We start from the raw sequence: 21,523 nt of genomic DNA, 5'->3' as shown, positions 1-21,523 counted from the left end.
ATCTGCAAAAACTTGAATAGCCGCCGCCGCTACGGCAGGCTGGCACGATTAACGACCCTCAACCGGGAGAGACATACACAATGGCACTTATCAGCATGCGCCAGATGCTGGACCACGCAGCCGAGTTCGGCTACGGCGTTCCAGCCTTCAACGTCAACAACCTTGAGCAGATGCGCGCCATCATGGAAGCCGCTGACAAGACTGACTCCCCGGTGATCGTCCAGGCTTCGGCGGGTGCTCGCAAATACGCCGGCGCACCGTTCCTGCGTCACCTGATCCTGGCAGCCATCGAAGAGTTCCCGCACATCCCGGTGTGCATGCACCAGGACCACGGTACCAGCCCTGACGTCTGCCAGCGCTCCATCCAACTGGGCTTCAGCTCGGTGATGATGGACGGTTCCCTGGGCGAAGACGGCAAGACCCCGACCGACTACGACTACAACGTGCGTGTGACCCAGCAGACCGTGGCCATGGCTCACGCCTGCGGCGTATCGGTAGAAGGCGAACTGGGTTGCCTGGGTTCGCTGGAAACCGGCATGGCCGGTGAAGAAGACGGCATCGGCGCCGAAGGCGTTCTGGATCACAGCCAAATGCTGACCGACCCGGAAGAAGCCGCTGACTTCGTCAAGCGCACTCAGGTGGATGCCCTGGCCATCGCCATCGGCACCAGCCACGGCGCCTACAAGTTCACCAAGCCGCCTACCGGCGACGTGCTGGCCATCGACCGCATCAAGGAAATCCACAAGCGCATTCCGAACACTCACCTGGTAATGCACGGTTCGTCTTCGGTTCCGCAAGAGTGGCTGGCGATCATCAACCAGTACGGCGGCGACATCAAGGAAACCTACGGCGTACCGGTTGAAGAAATCGTCGAAGGCATCAAGCACGGCGTGCGCAAGGTCAACATCGACACCGACCTGCGCCTGGCATCCACTGGCGCAATGCGTCGCCTGATGGCCACCAACCCGAGCGAGTTCGACCCGCGTAAATTCTTCGGCGCCACCGTCACCGCCATGCGCGACGTGTGCATCGCTCGCTACGAAGCCTTCGGCACTGCCGGTAATGCTTCGAAGATCAAGGCGATCTCGTTGGAAGGGATGTACCAGCGTTATCTGAAAGGTGAGTTGAACGCCAAGGTCAACTAAGCCTTTAGCGTTTGAGTTTCATAAAAAAGCCCGTCGAGAGACGGGTTTTTTTTTGGGCGTGTTACTTGTGGAATTATTGCGCTCGAGTGTTTGTGGTGAGAGTGGGGTTTTGTTGCTAAAGATGTAATAGTAATTTCAAACTGATATAAAAAACTGTCAGATATTACAGGTGTGCCAGTGCTGGTGGAAGCCTACTCTTTGAGCTCGCTTACTTACCGGATGAAAAAAATGGAAATCGAACAAAAAGATGGTGTCGAGTCTTGGGGTAACCTGAATGTTAAATTGAAACATCCAGATCATGATGAAAAGTTTGAGAGCCTTACGGGCTACAGCTATTTATCAATGGGTGAAGAATCCTTCAGGATTAAATTGGCTAAGACCATTGACGGGCATTTGTATTATATGGCGGCTGTGGGTAGCTGGAATCTTGAGATTAATAAAGAATACCCACTAAAAGGAAACAGAGATCTTATTTTTGCGCATTTGGAGTTTGATGAAATTCCTGGTGATCAATATGCTGATGGTACGTTTCGTTTGACGAGGGGCAAGCCGTATCCTCAAGGAGTATTCGGTTTTTTTGAAGAAGGGGCTTTTTCGGCCTCGGGTGATTTTGAATTCCTAAAGGTTCGCGAATGATGTTGGTCTGATGCCGTACGGCAGACTCATAGAGCCTGCCGGTTTATTGGCTTTTGCATCACTCGTTAGTTTGAGTTTGCGTACCGCGCGTTTTATTAGTTGTGATCAATATCCAGCTTGCTAAATGTCACTTTCCCGCCTTCAGTGGTGTACCCGGTGTTGTCCTGCACATAGACCCCGGCCTTGAAGTACAGCGGTTTGTCGCGCCAGGTTGTGCTGATTTGCGTATCCCACTGATAACCTGCGGCGCTGATGCCCAAGGCGCCACCGGGGCTGAGGTGAATGAGGTAGTTGAACTCCTGGTCGAGTTTCACCCCGGTCGCCACGATGATCACCCGGCTTGTATCGTCATAGGGATGCATCCGGACCTTGGCAACGATATTGCCGGTACCTGTGCTGGTTTTGTATTGGTATTCGACCTTCACCAAAGGTTTCTGGCTTTGATAGGCATGGATCTGGCCGATGACGATCTTCCCGGAACTCGGCACCTGATTTACTGCCAGAGTGGCATACAACAAATTGTCAGCCTCCGGGTAGTACCAGTTTTTCAACGTGCCGTTGCTGTAGGTTTCACGTAATTCGGTGCGCGGATAAATCGCGTTTTCGGTACGGGAGCCGGTCACGGGCGCCCAGAAAAACAATGTGCCGGTGTCAGAGTGGAAGTATTGATCCTTGAAGCCGTCCACCAGCTTGGCGGTTTCGACGGTGTACGGCGGGCTGCCAACGGGAACGCTGAGGTTCCAGGTTGCGAGTTCGATCATGTCGGTTCTTCCACTTGGGTCATGCTGCACGGGCGTGCCAGAAGCTCTAGGCCGCACCTTTTAGGGCGGTCTTTATAAGCGTAGCGGGGGATTTTGTTAATGCCCGCCTGACGGGTGGTTGACGTCAACATCCTGTCGAAATGCCTTCTTCCGGGTTTTCATCGGACTGAGCGTTCGACCGTTAGTCGGTAAAAAGACACAATGATTAATTGATGGCTCACTGACACCTTCTGCTTTCGCAGAACCGGGTCTAGAGTGAAGTCACAGTATTTGTCCGGTTTTCACGAGAAACCGGCCTGACACCCCGCAATTAGAGAAGCAGCATGGAATGCGCGCAATCAACGCCAGTAGAAGGCGGCTCAACCCTTTTAGTCGTCGACGATTACCCTGAAAACCTGATCAGCATGCGCGCGTTGCTACAGCGCCAAGGCTGGCGGGTCATTACTGCCACCTCGGGTTTCGAGGCCCTCGGCTTGTTGCTTGAGCACGATATCGACCTGGTGCTGCTGGACGTGCAGATGCCGGGCATGGACGGTTATGAAGTGGCACGCCTGATGCGCGGTAGCCAGCGGACCCGTCTCACGCCGATCATTTTCCTGACCGCCAACGAACAGTCCCAGGACGCCGTGATCAAGGGCTATGCCAGTGGTGCGGTGGATTACCTGTTCAAGCCGTTCGACCCACAGATCTTCACGCCCAAGGTCCAGGCGTTGCTCGAGCACCAGCGTAACCGTCGGGCCTTGCAGCGCCTGAGTCATGATCTGGAAGCCGCCCGTGCCTTTAATGCGTCGGTGCTGGATAACGCAGCCGAAGGCATTCTGGTATTGGGTGAGGACGGCCTGATTCGTTTTGCCAATCCGGCGATGTCACGGTTGCTCAATGCCCCGGTGCAGGAACTGCAAGGCAAGGAGTTTCTGGACTACCTGCAAAAACCGCATATCCCGATCTGGGCCGATTCCGAGTTACTGGCCGGATACAAACGCGGCGAAACCCTGCGCCTGCACGATGCCCAGCTACGAACCGCGCCCGGCCAGCAGGTGCCGGTGGCCTTGTCCTGCGCACCATTGCCTGCCGAGCAACATGCGATGGTCGTGACCGTACTGGACATGTCGGTGGTGCGCCATCTGCATCAGCAACTGGAATTTCAGGCGGTCACCGATCCGCTGACCGGATTGCTCAATCGACGGGGTTTCTACCAGACCGTAGAGAACCTGCTGTTGCGCGGTGAGCGCTCGGACAGCTCCTGGGTCTTGATGTACCTGGACCTCGACGGCTTCAAGCGAGTCAATGATTCCCTCGGGCACGATGCCGGCGATCGGGTGCTGCGCTGGGTTTCCGAACAGTTGAAGGCCTGCCTGCGGCCCTTCGACATCCTGGCGCGGATGGGCGGTGACGAATTCACTGCGCTGCTGGATCTGGAGTTCCCCGAGCAGGCGGCGAAGATTGCCGAGAAGCTGATCGAGCGAGTGTCGATCTGTCAGCAGATCGACGGCCTCGATATCGTCCTGGGTGCCAGCATCGGCATTGCCACGTTCCCTGACTGTGGCGCCAATCTCGACGGAATGCTGCGGGCGGCCGATATCGCCATGTATGAAGCCAAGCGTGCCGGCCGCCAGCAATATCGCTTCTACGATCACGAAATGAATGGCCGGGCGCGCACGCGGCTGATGCTGGAAGAAAGTGTGCGCACGGCCATCGAGAACCGGGATTTCAATCTGGTGTATCAGCCTCAGGTTGCGATTGCCGACGGGCGGATTCGTGGCTTCGAAGCCTTGTTGCGCTGGCAGCACCCGAGCGTCGGCGATGTTCCTCCGGGACTGTTTTTGCCATTGCTGGAGGAGGCGCGGCTGATCAGTCGCCTGGGCAGTTGGATCTACCATCGCGGCGCCGGGCAACGCAAAGCCTGGGAGTCCCTGTTTGCCGAGGACCTGGTGCTCGGCGTCAGCTTGAGCAGTACGCAGTTCGGGTTGTCCAATCTGGTCACCGAGTTGCGCCAGGTGCTGGAGCGCCATGGCCTGCAACCGCGTCATCTGGAAGTCGAGGTCACAGAAGAGGCCTTGATGCACAACCCCGAAGAAGCCCGCAAGCAATTGCGCCTGCTGCACAATCTGGGCGTACGAGTGGCATTGGATGATTTCGGGGCCGGCCCCTGTTCCCTGAGCCACTTGCGCGACCTGGAGCTGGATACCCTCAAGATCGACCGCCATCTGATTGCCCGGTTGCCGGAGTCGGCAAAGGATGCGGCGCTGGTGCGCAGTGTGATCGACCTGTGCAGGCAGTTCGGGATGCTGGTGATTGCCGAAGGGGTGGAGACCCTCGCGCAGTATGAATGGTTGCAAGCCAACGGCTGTGAGTATGTGCAAGGTTTTCTGGTGGCCCGGCCGATGATGGCCGAAGACACGGGGGTCTTTGTCCAGCCGTTTGACTGGAGCGCGCTGGCTCGCTGAATTCGCTACACTGGCGGCCTTTCAGTGACCTGTATTGCCGTCCCGATGACCGTGTTGAAATATCTCCAGGCTTATCCCGCTACCTTGCAGGATCAGGTGCGTCAGCTGATCGCCGACGGTCGGCTGGGCGATTACCTGAGCCAGCGTTACCCGCAAAAGCACGGGGTGCAGAGCGACAAGGCGCTGTACACCTATGCCCTGGACCTCAAGCAGGAGTACCTGCGTAATGCTCCGGCCATCGACAAGGTGCTGTTCGACAACCGTCTGGACCTGACCCACCGCGCCCTTGGCCTGCACACCACGATTTCCCGGGTGCAGGGCGGCAAGCTCAAGTCCAAGAAGGAAATCCGCATTGCTTCACTATTCAAGGAAGCACCTTCCGAGTTCCTGAAAATGATCGTGGTGCATGAGCTGGCGCACTTCAAGGAATCGGACCACAACAAGGCGTTCTACAAACTGTGCGAACACATGCTGCCGGGTTATCACCAGGTGGAATTTGATGTGCGGGTGTACCTGACGTGGCGGGATCTGTAGCCGCTGCCGCAGGCTGCGATTTTATATGGAGCATCAGATGGACGTGAGCAAGACCAAGAGCAGCTTCTACCGCCGGTTGTACGTGGCGTACCTGATCGACAGCGGGCTGGCCAGCAGCGTCCCGACGCTGACCGAGGTCACCGGCATGCCCCGACGCACGGCACAGGACACCATCGCGGCGTTGGCGGATCTGGACATCATTTGTGAGTTCGAGCAGGAAGAAGGCGCGCGCAACCATGCGGGGCGCTATCGGATTCGCGAGTGGGGGGCGATTGATCGCGGTTGGATCGAGCGTAATCTGCGGCAGATCAAAGCGGTGTTGGAGTATCCCTGAGATTTGCGTTGCCTGAGCTGACGCCATCGCGAGCAAGCTCGCTCCCACACTGGATTGTGTTCACAACTCAAATCAACTGTGGGAGCGAGCTTGCTCGCGATAGGGCCTTCAAGGACGACGCATCCCGATGTGTGGAATGCCATCCTCGACATATTCCTCACCCGCCACGACAAAGCCATAGCGCCTGTAATACCCCTGCAAATGCGCCTGGGCCGATAGGTAGACCGGCAGGCCGGGCCAGTATTTTTCGATATGTTTCAATGCCTGCTCCATCAACTCGTGCCCCAGGCCTGCGCCGCGTGCCTGAGGGGCAGTGATCACCCGCCCGATCACCACGTCGCCGCCCTGTGATTGCGGGTCAAGCAAGCGCAGATAGGCCACCAGCTGGTTACCGTCCCAAGCCATCACGTGGCAGGTGTCGCCTTCCAGGTCCTGGCCATCAATATCCTGGTAAATGCATTTTTGCTCGATGACGAACACTTGCGCACGCAACTGCAAAATGGCGTACAGCTGCTCCTTGCCCAGGTCGCTGTGGTGTTTGCAGATCCAATCGACTGTCATGTTTTGATTCCCTGAAAACGTCGTTCCGATACTAAGCGCACTCACGCCAGAAGTCTTTATGGCGGAAGAATCTGTGACAAAGGCCAAAATGCCATCATTCATTTTTCGCGTGGATGTCTTCTTTGTGTAATCTGGATCGAAGCGCTGTGCTATGGCTTCGATGAGCTGATGTTGAGTACCCGGGTCTTGCCGTTACGGGGCCTTGGGGTTTTGGCTGAAAACACGCCGGGCAACTCGCCCGCTAAGGATTTTCTGGCATGCCGCGGTTGCATCGAGCTTTTGCCTTGATTGGGTTGCTGTTGCTGGTTCAGGGAGCGGCGGCAGAAAAACTGCGGTTGGTCGCTGATGCCTGGCCACCCTTTACCGATGCCACGCTCGTCAACGGTGGTTTGGCCACGGACATTGTCAGTACCGCGCTCGCCAGGGCCGGTTATGCCAGTGATTTCGAGCAGGTGCCCTGGGCACGGGCCTTGATGGGATTGGGCGAGGGCCGATACGACGTGCTGGTCAACGCCTGGTACACCGAGGAGCGGACCCGGCTTGGCCAGTTCTCCGGCGAGTACCTGCTCAATCGCGTGCGCTTTCTCAAGCGCAAAGACGCGCCCATCGAATTCAATAGCCTGCAGCAATTGCACACCTATCCGATTGCCGTCGTGCGTGGATACGCTTATTCGCCCCCGTTCGACAACGACGAGTCGTTGCAGAAAATCCCCGTGCACAGTTTCGCCATGGCGGTGCGCATGCTCGCGGCCGACCGGGTCAAGCTGACGCTGGAAGATGAATTCGTCGCCCGCTACTACCTGGCCCGTGAGTCGCCGACGGTGCGAAACGCCGTGGAATTCCTGCCCAAGCCATTGAGCGAGAACAGCCTGCATATCATGGTCAGCCTGAAGAATCCCGAGCATGCGCGGATCGTCGCCGGTTTCGACCGGGAGATCGCGGCGATGAAGGCGGACGGGAGTTATGAGAAGCTGATGAAGCAGCACGGGATGTGAGTGGGTTGAGCCAGTTTCTGTGTTGCTGCTGATGGCCTCATCGCGAGCAAGCTCCCACAGTAGATTTGCGTCGTTCACAAAACCAATGTGGGAGCGAGCTTGCTCGCGATGAGGCCCGCCCAGACACCACAGATCTCAATCCTCACTGGTATCCTTGATCAGATGCGCTGCCAACGTCCTCAGCGGCCCCAACTGCCGGCAGATCAGCGCCAGTTGTGTCTGCACCAACCGCTGACCCTCATCGATTTCATCCGGCATCTGTTCCAGTTCATTGGCCAGTGCTTCTTCTTCATCGCTCTGAATCTCGATCGAAGACTTGCTCGCCAGCCCTTGGGCGATCGCGTCGATGCTGGCGGCCAGTTTCACCCCGGCCCCTTCGATCAAGTGCTCACGCACGTCCGCCGGCAGTTGGGTTTCCCGGTGCGCGCCCAGGCCCGACAAGTAGCTCAGAAGCGTGTGCGACAGGACCAGGAAGCGGAAGCCTACGTCCGCTTCCTTTCGGAAATGTCCCGGCTCCATCAGCATGTTGGCCAGTGTGGTCGACAGCGCCGCGTCGGCGTTGTGCGCGTTGCGGCGGGCCAGGCGGTAGGCCAGGTCGTCGCTTTTGCCCGCCGCGTATTGCTGCATGATCTGGCGCAGGTAAATGCTGTTGCAGGTCAGCGTGTTGGCCAGCACCTTGTTCAGGCGTCGGCCCTGCCAGTCCGGCAGGAACAGGAACACTGCGAGGCCGGCGATCAGGCTGCCGAGCAAGGTATCGAACAGCCGTGGCAGGAACAGCCCGTAACCGTCACCCACCTGGTTGAAGCAGAACAGCACCATCAGGGTGATTGCCGCCGTCGCCAGGGTGTAGCGGGTGGTGCGGTTGGTAAAGAACACCACCCCGGCGGCAATGGCGAAACACGACTGGATCAGCGGGTTCGGGAATAGGTCGAACAGCGCCCAGGCCAGGGTCAGGCCGATGGCGGTGCCGATGATCCGCTGACCGAGTTTGCGGCGGGTGGCGCCGTAGTTCGGTTGGCAGACGAACAGCGTAGTAAGGATGATCCAGTAGCCTTGGGACGGGTGAATCAAATGCACCATGGCGTAGCCGATGCTCAAGGCCAGGGGCAATCGCAGGGCATGGCGGAACAGCAGCGAGGTCGGCGTCAGCTGCGTGCGCAAGCGCAGCCACACGTCTTTCAGGCTGCGCGGCGAACGGTCGAGCAGGCTGCTGTCGGTGGCGTCGGCCAAGGCGTCGGGGTTACTGGCATCGCTGAGCAAACGGTCGAGGGTACCGAGGTTGGCCGCCAGTGCCCGCAGTGAACGCAGCAAGCCGCGCCAGGCCGGGTTGCTCTGGATGCGCAGGTGTTCGAGAGAGGCATCCAGGTCGCTCAGGGCCTCGGCAAAACCGGCGTCATAGGTGAACGGCTGACGCATCTGGATCGATTCGGCCAGGGCCCGGCATGCCTTGCCTTGCTGGCGCAACAGGCGTTGGCAACGGAACAGCACATCGCTGTGGAAGAAGGCATCGGCCAAGGCGTTGTAAGGGTAGTGCGATGAGCTGGCGCGTTCGTGGATGTCCTGAGCGAGGAAGTACAGCTTGAGGTAGCGGCTGACTTTCGACCCCGGGCGACCGTTGCCGACCCGGTGCAGGATGATCTCCTTGGCGGCGTTCAGTGCCGCTACCACCCGGCCGTTCTGCTGGGCCAATTCCAGGCGCCGCGCCTCCACGTCCATCTGCCGGATCGGCTCGAACAGCGAGGATTTGAGCTTCAGGTAAAAGCCCAGCTCGCGGAACAGGCGCGCCAGGCTCTGTTGCACCGGCTGATTGGAAAACAGCGCCTGCCACAACACCGAGAGCACGCCGTACCAGGCAGCACCGGCCACCAACAGCAGGGGTTCGTGCCAGAAGTCGGTGACCGCGCCACCACGCTGGTCCACACCGATCATGGTGTAGACCGACAGGATCAGCGTCGCCGAGGCAATCGCGCCATAGCGCTCGCCGAGGGCGCCGAGCATGGTCAGGCAGAATGCGGCCAGGGCGAAGGCAATGATGAAGAGGTAGGGGTAGGGGAAGAGCAGTTCGACGGACAGAGCGGCAACCGCGAAACACACCAGCGTCACCGCCAGTGCGTTGAGACGGCCCTGCCAGCTGTCGTCGGTCTCGGCCAGGGCACTGGCGATAATCCCCAGGAACAAGGGGATCAGCAGGCCCATTTCATCCTGATACCAACACAGCGCCATGGTGCCGGTCAGGGCAATGAATACCCGCACGCTGTAGCTGAATTTATCCAGCGCCCAAAGGCGACGCAGAGACTGGCGGAACGAAGTCGATGACATGAAATGCGAAGGCCTTCCGAGGCAATGACGCTAAATTGAGCCACTAATGACGCCGACGCAATGGCGTCGATCACATCAGACAGCAAAATCTGTTCCTTGATACCACACGTATTCAATGTAGGAGCGAGCCTGCTCGCGATGAGGCCGGTACATTCAATATTGATGTCGACTGTTAGGCCGCTATCGCGAGCAGGCTCGCTCCTACAGGTTTTGGGTTGGATCAGACGTACTGCGCAGCTGCGTAGCCCGATGCCCACGCCCACTGGAAGTTGAACCCGCCCAGATGCCCGGTCACGTCCAGCACTTCACCGATGAAGTACAGCCCCGGGCTTTTCAGCGACTCCATGGTCTTGGACGACACTTCATTGGTGTTGACCCCACCCAGGGTCACCTCGGCGGTGCGATAGCCTTCGGTGCCGGCGGGCACGACTTTCCAGCTCGCCAGTTTTTCCGCGATATCGGCCAGTTCCGCGTGGGTGTACTGCTTCATCGGTTTGGAGGCGAACCAGTTGTCCGCCAACAGATTGGCCATCTTTTTGGTGAAAATTTCACCGAGCAGGGTTTTCAGCTCGCTGTTGGGACGTTCGGCCTGTTGCTGTTGTAGCCAGCCCGGTACGTCGTGATCCGGCAGCAGATTGATCTCGACGGTATCGCCGGATTCCCAGAACGACGAGATCTGCAATATCGCCGGGCCGCTGAGGCCGCGGTGGGTGAACAGGATGTTCTCGCGGAAGCTCTGGTCGTTGCAGCTCACCAGGCAATCCACCGATGTACCGGACAGCTCGGTGCACAAGGCCTTGAGCTGATCGGTGATGGTGAACGGCACGAGACCGGCGCGGGTCGGCAGCAACTCGTGGCCAAACTGCCTGGCGACCTGGTAACCGAAACCGGTGGCGCCCAGGGTCGGGATCGACAGGCCGCCGGTGGCGATTACCAGGGATTCGCAGGTGATTTGGTCGAGTGTCGTGTCCAGCAGGTAACCGCTTTCGAGCTTCTCGATGGTCTGGATCGAGGTGTCCAGGTGCAGGCTGACGCCGACCTGTTCGCACTCGTTGAGCAGCATTTCGAGGATGTCGCTGGATTTGTTATCGCAGAACAACTGGCCGAGTTTTTTCTCGTGGTACGGCACGCCGTGCTTGGCCACCATGCCGATGAAGTCCCACTGGGTGTAACGGGCCAGGGCAGATTTGCAGAAGTGTGCGTTCTGCGAGAGGAAATTGCCCGGTTCTGTGTACATGTTGGTGAAATTACAGCGGCCACCGCCCGACATCAGGATTTTCTTGCCGGCCTTGTTGGCATGGTCGAGCAACAATACCTTGCGCCCACGCCCGGCGGCGGTCAGTGCACACATCAACCCTGCGGCGCCAGCGCCAATGATCACGACTTCGGTAGAGCGCAAAACGGTGTCCTCACACAAGAGCTGATCTGGAATGCAATCAAATGTGGGAGCTGGCCTGCCGGCGATGGCATCGACTCGGTTTGCCAGTCAGACCGAGTCGATGCCATCGCTGGCAGGCCAGCTCCCACAGGGGCCGCGGCGATCTTAGAGGATACGAACGCGCAACGAACGGCCCTTGATCTTGCCATCGTTCAAACGCTGCAAGGCCTGCTTGGCGACGCCGCGCTCCACGGCCACATAGGCCTGGAAGTCGAAAATCGCGATCTTGCCGACCTGGGCGCCGGGGATGCCGGCGTCACCGGTCAGTGCGCCAAGAATGTCGCCCGGGCGAACCTTGTCCTTGCGGCCGGCAGCGATGCACAGGGTGCTCATCTGCGGCAACAGCGGGCCGCCACCCTTGGAGGTGAGGTTGTCCACCTGGTCCCAGGTCAATGGGGTCTTCTGCAATTGCTCGATGGCCTGGGCGCGCTGTGCTTCGGACGGCGCCACCAGGCTGATGGCGAGGCCTTTCTCACCGGCGCGACCGGTACGGCCGACGCGGTGAATGTGGATTTCCGAATCACGGGCCAGCTCGACGTTGATCACCATGTCCAGAGAGTCGATATCGAGGCCACGGGCCGCGACGTCAGTCGCCACCAGCACCGAAGTACTGCGGTTGGCGAACATCGCCAGCACCTGGTCGCGGTCACGCTGTTCCAGATCGCCGTGCAGGCCGACGGCGGAGATGCCTTTGGCGGTCAGGTGATCGACGGTTTCCTGAACCTGCTGCTTGGTGTAGCAGAAGGCCACGCAGGAGGCCGGGCGGAAGTGGCCAAGAACCTTGGTCACTGCGCTCATGCGGTCATCCGGGGAAATCTCGTAGAAGCGCTGTTCGATCTGCGTGTCGTCGTGGAACGCCTCGGCCTTCACCTGCTGCGGGTTGCGCATGAACTTCGAGGCCAGCTGCTTGATGCCTACCGGGTAGGTGGCGGAGAACAACAGGGTCTGGCGACGCTCCGGGGCCTGCATGATGATTTCTTCGATGGAATCGTAGAAACCCATGTCGAGCATGCGGTCGGCTTCGTCGAGGATCAGGGTGTTCAGGCCGTGAAGGACCAGCGAACCTTTGCGCAGGTGCTGCTGGATGCGCCCCGGGGTGCCGACGATGATGTGCGCGCCGTGTTCCAGCGAAGCGATCTGCGGGCCGAGGGACACGCCGCCGCACAGGGTCAGGACCTTGATGTTGTCTTCGGCACGGGCCAGGCGACGGATTTCCTTGGCGACCTGGTCAGCCAGCTCGCGGGTCGGGCACAGGATCAACGCCTGGCAACCGAAGTAACGCGGATTGATCGGGTTCAGCAGGCCGATGCCGAAGGCGGCGGTCTTGCCGCTGCCGGTCTTGGCCTGGGCGATCAGGTCCATCCCCTTGAGGATCACCGGCAAGCTTTGCGCCTGGATCGGCGTCATCTGGGCATAACCGAGGGAGTCGAGGTTAGCCAGCATGGCGGCGGACAGCGGCAAAGTATTAAATTCGGTGGCGATGGTGGTCACGGGACTGGCCTGCAAAACAAAATGTCGCGCAGTGTACCAGTCCAGTGGCCATTCGCCCTAAGGCTCTATGTGTTCTTCCGGACGCTTAACTCGCCGTCCGTCATTTTTTGACAGTTGCGAGAAGATCGTCGCGGCCAGCATCGCCATGATTCCCACGGTCACGAAGGTCAATTGGAATGCCCCCAGGACCGTGTCCACGCCATCATTGCCAATTTCCGCGGTAAAGCCACCGAGCAGCGCACCCGCGCAGGCAACCCCCAAGCTCAGGGACAACTGTGCGACCACCGACAGCAAACTGTTGCCGCTGCTGGCGCTGGCGTCGTCGAGGTCGATCAGAGTCACGGTGTTCATCGCGGTGAACTGCAAGGAGTTGATCGCCCCGAGGATCGCCAGCAGGCAAAGCAGCAGCCAGTACGGCGTCTGCTCGCTGACCAGGCCCATGCTCGCCAGCATGATCCCCAGCGCCAGGGTATTGCCGGTGAGCACGATGCGGTAACCCAGGCGCTCGATCAGCGGCCGCGCCACCCACTTGGCGATCATCGCCGCCGCCGCCAGCGGCAACATGCTCATCCCGGCTTGGGACGGCGAATAGCCCAGCGCCACTTGCAGCAGCAACGGCACCAGAAAGGGCAGGGCGCCGCTGCCGAGGCGGGCGAACAGATTGCCGAGAATGCCGACGGCAAAGGTTCGGGTCTTGAACAGCGACGGCGCGAACAACGGGTTTTCGATATGCCCGGCGCGCAACCAGTACGCCGCCAGGCACGCCATCCCGCCAAACAGCAGCAACATCACCCGAAGGTGCGGCAAGTGCAGTTCGCCCAGGCCCTCCATGGCGATAGTGATCAGAATCATCGCCGCGCCAAACAGCACGAAACCCAGGCTATCGAAACGGGTGCGCTCGGAACCGCGCAGGTCCGGGATGAATTTCCACACGGCGTAGCAACCGACCAGCCCCACCGGCAGGTTGATCAGGAAGATCCAGTGCCAGGTCAGGTACTGCACCATCCAGCCGCCCATGGTCGGGCCGATCAACGGACCGAGCAGCCCGGGAATGGTGATGAAGCCCATGATCCGCACCAGTTCCGAGCGCGGGTAGGCGCGCAACACCACCAGCCGCCCGACCGGCAACATCAACGCGCCGCCCAGGCCCTGGATCACCCGGGCGCCGATCAACATGCTCAGGCTGCTCGACAATGCGCAGAGCAGCGAGCCGAGGCTGAACAGCAAAATCGCGCTGAAGAAGATTTTCCGGGTGCCGAAGCGATCGGCGATCCAGCCGGACGCGGGAATCAGCAAGGCGACCGTGAGCATGTAGGCGATGATCACGCCCTGCATGCGCAATGGATCTTCTGCGAGGTCCCGGGCCATGGCGGGCAGGGCGGTGTTGAGGATCGTCCCGTCGAGGGACTGCATGAAGAAGGCAATGGCGACGACCCAGGGTATCCAGCGGGCGGTCACAGCGTCGAGAGGTGGGCGGTTGGGCATGGGACCCCTTGTCAGTGTGAGCTTTACTCCGTTCCTGCAGGAGCGAGCCTGCTCGCGATGAATGTGAAGGCGCTGCGTTTTTCCAGGCAGCACGCGTCATCGTTCACGACCATCGCGAGCAGGCTCGCTCCTACAGGGGTAGGCGTGTTTACAGTGTCAAAGTTAGTCGGCTGACCAGCGCCCCAGGCAACAACGCCGAAGCCGTCGCCCGCTGACTATAGGTACTCGCCGACAGCAACATTTCGCGCTCCTCGGTCAACGCTTCCAGCTGTGAACCGAGCAGGCTGAACGCACTGTCATCGAAACGCATGGTGCTTACCGGTGCCTGAATCTCGCCGTTCTCGACCCAGAATGTGGCAAACCGGGTCATGCCGGTCAGGCGTGCGGCCGGTTGATCCGAGAAGTTCAGGTACCACAGGTTGCTGATGTACAACCCCGTGCCCAATTGCTTGAGGATGTCCGCGTCAGGCAATGCCCCGGCCTTCATGTTCAACGCGCTCGGCGATTCACCACCGCTGGCGCCATTGGCGGTCAAGCCGTATTCGGCGGCGCTGCGCGAGCTGACCAGTTGTGCCCCGGCCTTACCGTCGACGATCAACTTAAGATCGTTGCGTGGATAACCTTCATCGGAAAACGCCGGGCTCAGCGAGCCGCTGACTTTTTCATCCAGCGAGACCAGCGGGCTGAACGCGCTGTCGCCACCGTAGAGCTTTTGCAGCGGGCTGCTTTTGCTGGCAATCGACTGTGCCGAGAAACCACCCCAGCACAGCATGCCCATGATTTCTTCCAGCGCCGCCGGTGCCAGGTAGGCGCGGTATTGGCCGGGCGGCAAAGTGCGCAGCGGCCGGCCCAGAAACTCAAGCTGTTCGCGGGCCTGCTGGAAGCGTCTGGCAAAGCCTTCGCTGTTCCAGTCGTGCCCGGCGTAGCTGGCTTTCACGGCCTGGCCGTTCTCGTGGAACAGGCTGAAGTCGAAGTTGAAACTGTTGGCCTGATGCCAGCCAAAGGCGCCCGAAGAACTGGCAAAGCCACGACTGATCGGGCCGGCAGCGTAGAACCCGACAAGGTCCAGGCCTTCGGCGGCCTGGGTGATTTGCGCGACGACCTGCTCGGTGTCCGGCAGCGGGTGCGACTGCACGTTGTTGCTCTGCCAGCCGTTGTGGTTGAGCAGCAGGTACGGGTCCGCAGGCAGCAGTGGCAGGGTTTCACGCAACTGTTGCAGACCTTCGCTCAGGCGCTGCGCATCCACCTGCGGATCGCCGGCCAGGGTGATGTGCAGGTCGGCATGGCGGCCTTCGTTGATCAGTTTCAGGCCGATACTCGCCTGCTGCACCTGACCGGCCTGACGCACCTTGGCATGGTTGAATCGTACGAAGGCCGACGATTCTGCGGCGTAGCTGAGGGTGAACTGCTCGGGCTCGAGAAGCGCCTCACGCAAGCTGTTGACCAGCGCCTTGAACGACGCGGACTGGCTGTTTGAAGGATTCATCAGGCGTCTCCTCCGAATACATCAACGTTGCTGAACACGCAGGCCGGTGATGCGTGGCCGACGCGGATCACCTGGTTCGGTTCACCCTTGCCGCAGTTCGGTGTGCCGAGGACCTTCAAGGTACTGGCATCGCCGACGGCGCTGAGGCTCTTCCAGAATTGCGCGGAGATGCCCCGGTAGTTGGGGTTCTTCACCACGCCCTTGAGTTCGCCATTTTCGATCAGTTGGCCCCATTCGCAGCCGAACTGGAATTTGTTGCGCGCATCGTCGATCGACCATGAGCGGTTGGTCGACATCAGCACGCCGTGTTCGATGCCGCCGATCAGCTGTTCGATGGACCGATCGCCCGGCTCGATGTTGAGGTTGGCCATGCGGTCGATCGGCGGGCGGTTCCAGCCACAGGCACGGCTGTTGGCGACACCGTCCATGCCGGCACGGAATTGCGATAACGCGCCGCCCAGCGGACGCAGCAACAGGCCTTCGCGGATCAGGAACTGTTTGCTGGCAGGCGTTCCGTCGTCGTCATGGCCATAGCTGGCGAGCTCTTCGGGGATGTCCGGGTCGAAGGTCACGTTGAGCAGGCCGGAGCCGTATTGCAGGCGGCCGAAATCGCAGGCAGTGACGAAACTGGTGCCGGCGTAATTGCGCTCGTCGCCGAGGATGCGGTCCAGTTCCAGTGGATGGCCGATGGACTCGTGGATCTGCAGCATCATCTGGTCGGGCATCAACAGTAGGTCGCGTTTGCCTTGCGGGGTATTCGGCGCCAGGAGCAATTGCAGGGCCTGATCGGCCACCTGGGCTCCGGCACCGATCAGGCCGCAGCGGCTGATGACGTCCGCCGCGCCTTGCTGACCGAAGTTCTCGCGGCCAAGGCTGCGGGTCTGGCTGTCGCTGCCGTCGTAGGCCGTGACGTCCAGGCCGGGGTACACAAAGCGTTGGGCCTGGCGCAGTTCGGCACCGGCGCTGTTGAGGTAGATCTGCTCGACGTGGGTGATACCGAGGCTGACCTGCCAGTTCACCAGGCGGTCATCCTTGGGCACTGCGGCGGATTCGGCGCCGAGCAACTGGTAGCAGTCGCTCAGGGACGGGAAAGCCTGAGCGAGGTTGGGTGAAAAGTAATCGGCGCGGTCGCTGGAAACGGCTTGCTCGCGCAGGTCCAGCAAGGCGTGGGGCTTGAGTCGACGGGCCTGGAGTTCGGCGCGTTCGAGGGCGGCTTGCAGGCCCTGTTGCGATAGGTCGTTGGTGGCCGCGTAGGCTTCGACGCCATTGACCCGCACGGTCAGCATCGCCCCTTCGTCACGGCTCAGGCTCGGCGGTTCGGCGACGTTCTTGCGCACCGACAGGTACTGCCCGGATTCGCGCACATAACGCAGGGAAAAAAATTCGGCACCCGTGCGCAAGGCAGCGAAGCGCTGCTTGAGCTGGGGATGGAAATCGAACATTCGTGAACCTCCTGGAAATGGAGTGGCGATGGCGCGGTGCTGCGAGGAGAGGGGTGAAACGATTGCGTGGCGCTAGATTAGGCCTGCAAGGGGGGGAGGATCAAGTGAAGAGGGGTGTGGTAGGCATTACTGTGAATCAGGGAGAGGTGCGCTGATTTGTAGGGCCTCATCGCTGGCAGGCCAGCTCCCACATTTGATCTTCAGTGTTCACAAAATATGTGTTCACTACCGATCCCCTGTGGGAGCTGGCCTGCCAGCGATTAGCCGTAACGCGGTGTAACGCCTTAAGCGATCTGGCTCACTTCCCGCACCGGCTTGCCCTTCACCGGCGCTTCACCCGCCACATAGTAAGTGGCGGTGCTGCGCGGCAACGGCTTGCGGCCACGGATCTTGTCGGCGATTTTCTCGGCCATCATGATCGTTGGTGCGTTGAGGTTGCCGGTGGTGATGATCGGCATGATCGACGCATCGACCACCCGCAGGCCTTGCATGCCATGCACGCGACCTTCGCCATCGACCACGGCCATTTCGTCGGTGCCCATCTTGCAGGAGCAGGACGGGTGGAACGCGGTTTCGGCGTGTTCGCGGATGAACTTGTCCAGTTGCTCGTCGCTCTGCACGTCGATGCCCGGGCTGATCTCGCGACCACGGAAGGCGTCCAGTGCAGGTTGCTGCATGATTTCCCGGGTCAGGCGGATGCCGTCGCGGAATTCCTGCCAGTCCTGCTCGGTGGCCATGTAGTTGAACAGGATGCTCGGGTGCTGGCGCGGGTCCTTGGACTTGGCCTGGATGCGCCCGCGGCTTGGCGAACGCATGGAGCCCATGTGCGCCTGGAAACCGTGCTCTTTCACACCGTTGCTGCCGTTGTAGTTAATCGCTACCGGCAGGAAGTGGTACTGGATGTTCGGCCATTCGAATTCCGGACGGGTACGGATGAAACCGCCGGCTTCGAACTGATTGCTGGCGCCAATGCCGGTGCCGTTGAACAGCCACTCGGCACCGATGGCCGGCTGGTTGTGCAAGAGCAGCGACGGGTACAGCGAGACCGGTTGGGTGCAAGCGTATTGCAGGTACAACTCAAGGTGATCCTGCAGGTTTTCACCGACGCCCGGCAGGTCGTGGACCACCGGAATGTCGAGCTTGTTCAGCAGTTCGGCCGGGCCGACGCCGGAGCGTTGCAGGATCTGCGGCGAAGCGATGGCGCCGGAGCACAGCAGCACTTCCTTGCGCGCCTTGACCTCAACGCGCTCTTCAGCGGCGCCGACCAGGTAACGCACGCCGACCGCACGCTTGCCTTCGAACAGGATCTTGTCGGTCAGGGCGTGGGTGACGATGGTCAGGGTCGAACGCTTCTTGGCCACGTCCAGGTAACCACGGGCGGTGGAGGCACGACGACCTTTGGGTGTCACGGTGCGGTCCATCGGGCCGAAGCCTTCCTGCTGGTAGCCGTTCAAGTCTTCGGTACGCGGGTAACCGGCTTGCACGCCGGCTTCAACCATGGCGTGGAACAGCGGGTTGTTGCCGGCTTTCGGCGTGGTCACGCTGACCGGACCATCGCCACCGTGGTAGTCGTTCGGGCCGATGTCACGGGTTTCCGCTTTACGGAAATACGGCAGGCAGTCCAGGTACGACCAGTCTTCCAGGCCTGGCAGTTTCGCCCAGCCGTCGTAGTCCATGGCGTTGCCGCGGATGTAGCACATGCCGTTGATCAGCGAGGAACCACCCAGGCCCTTGCCGCGACCGCATTCCATGCGACGGCCATCCATGTGTGGTTCTGGGTCGGTTTCGTAGGCCCAGTTGTAGCGACGGCCTTGCAGCGGGAACGCCAGGGCGGCCGGCATCTGCGTGCGGAAGTCGAAACGGTAGTCCGGGCCGCCCGCTTCGAGCAGCAGGACGGTGACGCCGGCGTCTTCGGTCAGACGAGTCGCCAGGGTGTTACCGGCCGAGCCGGCACCGATGATGATGTAGTCGAATTCTTGGGACATTGAATGCACCCTCTTTGATGTTGGTCAGGTCTGGCCTTGGCGAGTGCTGTGCACTCGATCGCCAGCAGGCTGGCTCCCACAGGAGTACGCGTTCCAATGTGGGAGCCAGCCTGCTGGCGATGACGGCCTCGCAGGCGAAGCGGATATCGCCTTAGAACACCGAGACGTAATCGCCCAGCTCGACCTGTACCGATTTGATGCGGGTGAAGTTGTTCAGCGAACTGATGCCGTTCTCACGGCCGACACCCGACTGTTTGTAGCCGCCAACCGGCATCTTCGCGTCGGACTCGCCCCAGGCGTTGATCCAGCAGATGCCGGCTTCCAGTTGATGAATCACGCGGTGCGCGCGGTTCAGGTCCTTGGTGACGATACCGGCAGCCAGGCCGAAGTCGGTGTCGTTGGCGCGGCGGATCACTTCTTCCTCGGTTTCGTAGGACAGGATCGCCATCACCGGGCCAAAGATTTCTTCACGCACGATGGTCATGTCGTCGGTGCAGTCGGTGAACACGGTCGGCGCCACGAACGCACCCTTGGCGAATTCGCCGTCGGTCAGGCGCTCACCGCCGCACAGCAGGCGGGCACCTTCTTCCTTGCCCTTGGCGATGTAGCCCAGCACGCTTTCCATGTGCGCAAAGCTGACCAGCGGACCGAAGTTGGTGTTTTCGTCTTCCGGGTTGCCGATGCGGATGCGTGCAACGCGCTCGGCGATCCTGGCTTCGAAAGCGGCCTTCAGGTGAGCCGGTACGAACACGCGAGTGCCGTTGGTGCAGACCTGGCCGGAGCTGTAGAAGTTGGCCATCATCGCGGTGTCGGCGGCGCGATCGAGGTCGGCGTCGTCGCAGATGATCAGCGGGGATTTGCCGCCCAGTTCCATGGTCACGTCCTTGAGCGAAGAGCTCGAAGCGCTGGCCATGACTTTCTTGCCGGTGTCGGTGCCGCCGGTGAACGAAACTTTCTCGATGCGCGGGTGCTCGGTCAACCAGGTGCCGACTTCACGGCCGCTGCCGGTCAGGACGTTGAACACACCGTTTGGCACGCCGGCTTCGGTGTAGATCTCGGCCAGTTTCAGGGTGGTCAGCGAGGTGACTTCGCTTGGCTTGAAGATCATCGCGTTACCGGCCGCCAGGGCTGGCGCGGATTTCCACAGGGCGATCTGGATCGGGTAGTTCCATGCGCCGATACCGGCCACGACGCCCAGCGGCTCGCGACGGGTGTAGACGAACGAAGTGGTGCGCAGCGGAATCTGCTCGCCTTCGATGGCCGGTACCAGGCCTGCGTAGTACTCCAGCACGTCAGCGCCGGTGACGATGTCGACGTAGCGGGTTTCAGAGTAGGCCTTGCCGGTGTCCAGGGTTTCCAGGGCGGCCAGTTCGTCGTTGCGCTCGCGCAGGATTTCCACGGCACGACGCAGGATGCGCGAACGCTCCATGGCGGTCATGGCGGCCCAGATTTTCTGGCCCTTCTCGGCGCTGACGACGGCACGCTCGACGTCATCGAAGGTCGCACGTTGCACTTTTGCGAGGACTTCACCGTTAGCCGGGTTGATGGCTTCGAAAGTGGCGTCGCTGCTGGCGTCGCTGTACGCGCCATCGATGTAGAGTTTTTGCAGTTCGAAACGGGCCATAAAGTCCTCGCAAGAGCATTAAGTGGCTGGCGCGGTTCGGTGGTTGAGCGTTTATGTGTGCTCTAACTCACCCGCTTTGCCAGTTGGGTATCCATGTATTCGTAAGCAATCTGTTGCGCCTGCTCGGTGTCGAAAGCGTCTCCCGACAGCGCGCCGCGCAACCACAAGCCGTCAATCAACGCTGCCAGGCCTCGGGCGGCACTGCGCGCATCCTTGAGCGGCAGCACACGGCGGAACTGGCAGCACAGGTTGGAATACAGGCGGTGATCGTTGATCCGCTGCAACCTGTGCAAAGACGGCTGGTGCATGCTGGTGGCCCAGAAGGCCAGCCAGGTTTTCATTGCCGGGCCATTGACCTGGCTGGCGTCGAAGTTGCCTTCGATGATCACCTGCAGATGTGCCCTCGGGCTGTCGTCTGTCAGCGCCAGTCGGCGCAGGGTGACGTTCTCGCTCAGGACGGCCATCAGGTACCCCATGGTGGCGGCAATCAGGCCGTTCTTGTCCTGAAAGTAGTGACTGATGATGCCATTCGAGACACCGGCCAAACGGGCGATCAGCGCAATGCTGGCGTCCCCCATTCCGACCTGATCGACGGCCTGCAAAGTGGCTTCGATCAATTGCTGGCGACGGATGGGTTGCATACCGACCTTGGGCATCTTGCACATCTCCTTAGGCCTTCCGGTGGACGTACGACGGCAACCGGGTTGAAGGCCAGTCTATTTTGTTTTGATTGAACGTTCAATCAACAAAGAATAAGATCTGCGACAAATCGTCGCTGCCTGCAGATTTTTCCTATATGTAGCGGCGGAAAAAACGACTTCCGAAACTGCTCGAAACCTA

17 protein-coding genes are annotated in these 21,523 nt (G+C 60.3%); 6 read left to right on the top strand and 11 right to left on the bottom strand.

Annotated features, from left to right (window positions below; genetic code table 11):
* Nucleotides 1-80 precede the first annotated feature (80 nt).
* Both fba and AC3ITA_RS26830 read left to right on the top strand, forming a co-directional pair.
* On the top strand, nt 81-1,145 hold the full coding sequence (fba, locus tag AC3ITA_RS26835; protein ID WP_007981624.1) for a class II fructose-bisphosphate aldolase: 1,065 nt from the start codon (nt 81-83) through the stop codon (nt 1,143-1,145).
* 228 nt (nt 1,146-1,373) lie between these two features.
* Nucleotides 1,374-1,781 (top strand): hypothetical protein, encoded by a 408-nt coding sequence (locus tag AC3ITA_RS26830; RefSeq protein ID WP_095944445.1) that lies wholly within the window; start codon nt 1,374-1,376, stop codon nt 1,779-1,781.
* A gap of 95 nt (nt 1,782-1,876) precedes the next feature.
* Here the strand turns inward: AC3ITA_RS26830 and AC3ITA_RS26825 are convergent, their stop codons facing one another.
* Complete coding sequence (locus AC3ITA_RS26825; protein ID WP_095944446.1) at nt 1,877-2,542, bottom strand: polysaccharide lyase family 7 protein; 666 nt, start codon at nt 2,540-2,542, stop codon at nt 1,877-1,879.
* A 323-nt stretch (nt 2,543-2,865) separates the two neighbouring features.
* Here AC3ITA_RS26825 and AC3ITA_RS26820 point away from each other — a divergent pair, with 323 nt between their 5' ends.
* Genes AC3ITA_RS26820 through AC3ITA_RS26810 form a run of 3 tightly spaced genes read left to right on the top strand, consistent with a single transcriptional unit; the run spans nt 2,866 to nt 5,857 of the window.
* Complete coding sequence (locus tag AC3ITA_RS26820) at nt 2,866-4,989, top strand: putative bifunctional diguanylate cyclase/phosphodiesterase (RefSeq protein ID WP_150672054.1); 2,124 nt, start codon at nt 2,866-2,868, stop codon at nt 4,987-4,989.
* 45 nt (nt 4,990-5,034) lie between these two features.
* Nucleotides 5,035-5,523, top strand: a complete 489-nt coding sequence (locus AC3ITA_RS26815) for a M48 metallopeptidase family protein (RefSeq protein WP_046039320.1) — start codon at nt 5,035-5,037, stop codon at nt 5,521-5,523.
* Between the two features lie 37 nt (nt 5,524-5,560).
* Nucleotides 5,561-5,857, top strand: a complete 297-nt coding sequence (locus AC3ITA_RS26810; protein WP_008050237.1) for a winged helix-turn-helix domain-containing protein — start codon at nt 5,561-5,563, stop codon at nt 5,855-5,857.
* Nucleotides 5,858-5,965: 108 nt separating this feature from the next.
* On the opposite strand, the gene AC3ITA_RS26805 is transcribed toward AC3ITA_RS26810, so the two are convergent.
* Complete coding sequence (locus AC3ITA_RS26805) at nt 5,966-6,418, bottom strand: GNAT family N-acetyltransferase (protein ID WP_414929597.1); 453 nt, start codon at nt 6,416-6,418, stop codon at nt 5,966-5,968.
* 257 nt (nt 6,419-6,675) lie between these two features.
* On the opposite strand from AC3ITA_RS26805, the gene AC3ITA_RS26800 reads away from it, so the two are divergent.
* Nucleotides 6,676-7,413, top strand: coding sequence for a substrate-binding periplasmic protein (locus AC3ITA_RS26800; RefSeq protein WP_095944449.1), 738 nt, complete (start codon nt 6,676-6,678; stop codon nt 7,411-7,413).
* Nucleotides 7,414-7,548: 135 nt separating this feature from the next.
* On the opposite strand, the gene yccS is transcribed toward AC3ITA_RS26800, so the two are convergent.
* The 9 genes from yccS to betI all read right to left on the bottom strand — a co-directional run bounded on the left by yccS (nt 7,549) and on the right by betI (nt 21,339).
* A complete protein-coding gene (yccS, locus tag AC3ITA_RS26795; RefSeq protein ID WP_095944450.1) occupies nt 7,549-9,732 on the bottom strand; it encodes a YccS family putative transporter in 2,184 nt (727 codons plus the stop codon).
* Nucleotides 9,733-9,952: 220 nt separating this feature from the next.
* Complete coding sequence (locus tag AC3ITA_RS26790; protein ID WP_489278828.1) at nt 9,953-11,131, bottom strand: BaiN/RdsA family NAD(P)/FAD-dependent oxidoreductase; 1,179 nt, start codon at nt 11,129-11,131, stop codon at nt 9,953-9,955.
* A 144-nt stretch (nt 11,132-11,275) separates the two neighbouring features.
* Nucleotides 11,276-12,613, bottom strand: a complete 1,338-nt coding sequence (gene dbpA, locus AC3ITA_RS26785) for an ATP-dependent RNA helicase DbpA (protein WP_256589093.1) — start codon at nt 12,611-12,613, stop codon at nt 11,276-11,278.
* A gap of 105 nt (nt 12,614-12,718) precedes the next feature.
* Entirely contained in the window at nt 12,719-14,146 is a 1,428-nt protein-coding gene (gene mdtD / locus AC3ITA_RS26780) for a multidrug transporter subunit MdtD (protein WP_095944452.1), read from the bottom strand.
* Nucleotides 14,147-14,294: 148 nt separating this feature from the next.
* Nucleotides 14,295-15,632 (bottom strand): TldD/PmbA family protein, encoded by a 1,338-nt coding sequence (locus tag AC3ITA_RS26775; RefSeq protein WP_150672051.1) that lies wholly within the window; start codon nt 15,630-15,632, stop codon nt 14,295-14,297.
* Nucleotides 15,632-17,074, bottom strand: coding sequence for a TldD/PmbA family protein (locus tag AC3ITA_RS26770; RefSeq protein WP_489278826.1), 1,443 nt, complete (start codon nt 17,072-17,074; stop codon nt 15,632-15,634). The genes AC3ITA_RS26775 and AC3ITA_RS26770 overlap by 1 nt, the downstream gene beginning before the upstream one ends.
* 284 nt (nt 17,075-17,358) lie before the next feature.
* Entirely contained in the window at nt 17,359-19,059 is a 1,701-nt protein-coding gene (gene betA / locus AC3ITA_RS26765) for a choline dehydrogenase (RefSeq protein ID WP_150672049.1), read from the bottom strand.
* A 151-nt stretch (nt 19,060-19,210) separates the two neighbouring features.
* A complete protein-coding gene (betB, locus tag AC3ITA_RS26760) occupies nt 19,211-20,683 on the bottom strand; it encodes a betaine-aldehyde dehydrogenase (protein ID WP_095944875.1) in 1,473 nt (490 codons plus the stop codon).
* A 62-nt stretch (nt 20,684-20,745) separates the two neighbouring features.
* Nucleotides 20,746-21,339 carry a transcriptional regulator BetI gene (gene betI, locus AC3ITA_RS26755; protein ID WP_095944876.1) on the bottom strand — a complete coding sequence of 198 codons (594 nt, stop codon included), beginning with the start codon at nt 21,337-21,339 and terminating at the stop codon, nt 20,746-20,748.
* Between the last annotated feature and the right edge of the window lie 184 nt (nt 21,340-21,523).

The organism is Pseudomonas sp. GL_090 (assembly GCF_057837765.1).
Note: the sequence above shows the minus strand (reverse complement) of the source record. Positions and strands in the feature narration are given on the sequence as shown.

Coding starts and splice junctions, on each gene's coding strand:
- AC3ITA_RS26805 (WP_414929597.1), bottom strand. CDS start 6,418: ATGACAGTCGATTGGATCTGCAAACACCACAGCGACCTGGGCAAGGAG.
- AC3ITA_RS26810 (WP_008050237.1), top strand. CDS start 5,561: ATGGACGTGAGCAAGACCAAGAGCAGCTTCTACCGCCGGTTGTACGTG.
- AC3ITA_RS26820 (WP_150672054.1), top strand. CDS start 2,866: ATGGAATGCGCGCAATCAACGCCAGTAGAAGGCGGCTCAACCCTTTTA.
- fba (WP_007981624.1), top strand. CDS start 81: ATGGCACTTATCAGCATGCGCCAGATGCTGGACCACGCAGCCGAGTTC.
- AC3ITA_RS26775 (WP_150672051.1), bottom strand. CDS start 15,632: ATGAATCCTTCAAACAGCCAGTCCGCGTCGTTCAAGGCGCTGGTCAAC.
- dbpA (WP_256589093.1), bottom strand. CDS start 12,613: ATGCTGGCTAACCTCGACTCCCTCGGTTATGCCCAGATGACGCCGATC.
- mdtD (WP_095944452.1), bottom strand. CDS start 14,146: ATGCCCAACCGCCCACCTCTCGACGCTGTGACCGCCCGCTGGATACCC.
- yccS (WP_095944450.1), bottom strand. CDS start 9,732: ATGTCATCGACTTCGTTCCGCCAGTCTCTGCGTCGCCTTTGGGCGCTG.
- betI (WP_095944876.1), bottom strand. CDS start 21,339: ATGCCCAAGGTCGGTATGCAACCCATCCGTCGCCAGCAATTGATCGAA.
- AC3ITA_RS26815 (WP_046039320.1), top strand. CDS start 5,035: ATGACCGTGTTGAAATATCTCCAGGCTTATCCCGCTACCTTGCAGGAT.
- AC3ITA_RS26800 (WP_095944449.1), top strand. CDS start 6,676: ATGCCGCGGTTGCATCGAGCTTTTGCCTTGATTGGGTTGCTGTTGCTG.
- AC3ITA_RS26830 (WP_095944445.1), top strand. CDS start 1,374: ATGGAAATCGAACAAAAAGATGGTGTCGAGTCTTGGGGTAACCTGAAT.
- betA (WP_150672049.1), bottom strand. CDS start 19,059: ATGTCCCAAGAATTCGACTACATCATCATCGGTGCCGGCTCGGCCGGT.
- AC3ITA_RS26825 (WP_095944446.1), bottom strand. CDS start 2,542: ATGATCGAACTCGCAACCTGGAACCTCAGCGTTCCCGTTGGCAGCCCG.
- betB (WP_095944875.1), bottom strand. CDS start 20,683: ATGGCCCGTTTCGAACTGCAAAAACTCTACATCGATGGCGCGTACAGC.
- AC3ITA_RS26770 (WP_489278826.1), bottom strand. CDS start 17,074: ATGTTCGATTTCCATCCCCAGCTCAAGCAGCGCTTCGCTGCCTTGCGC.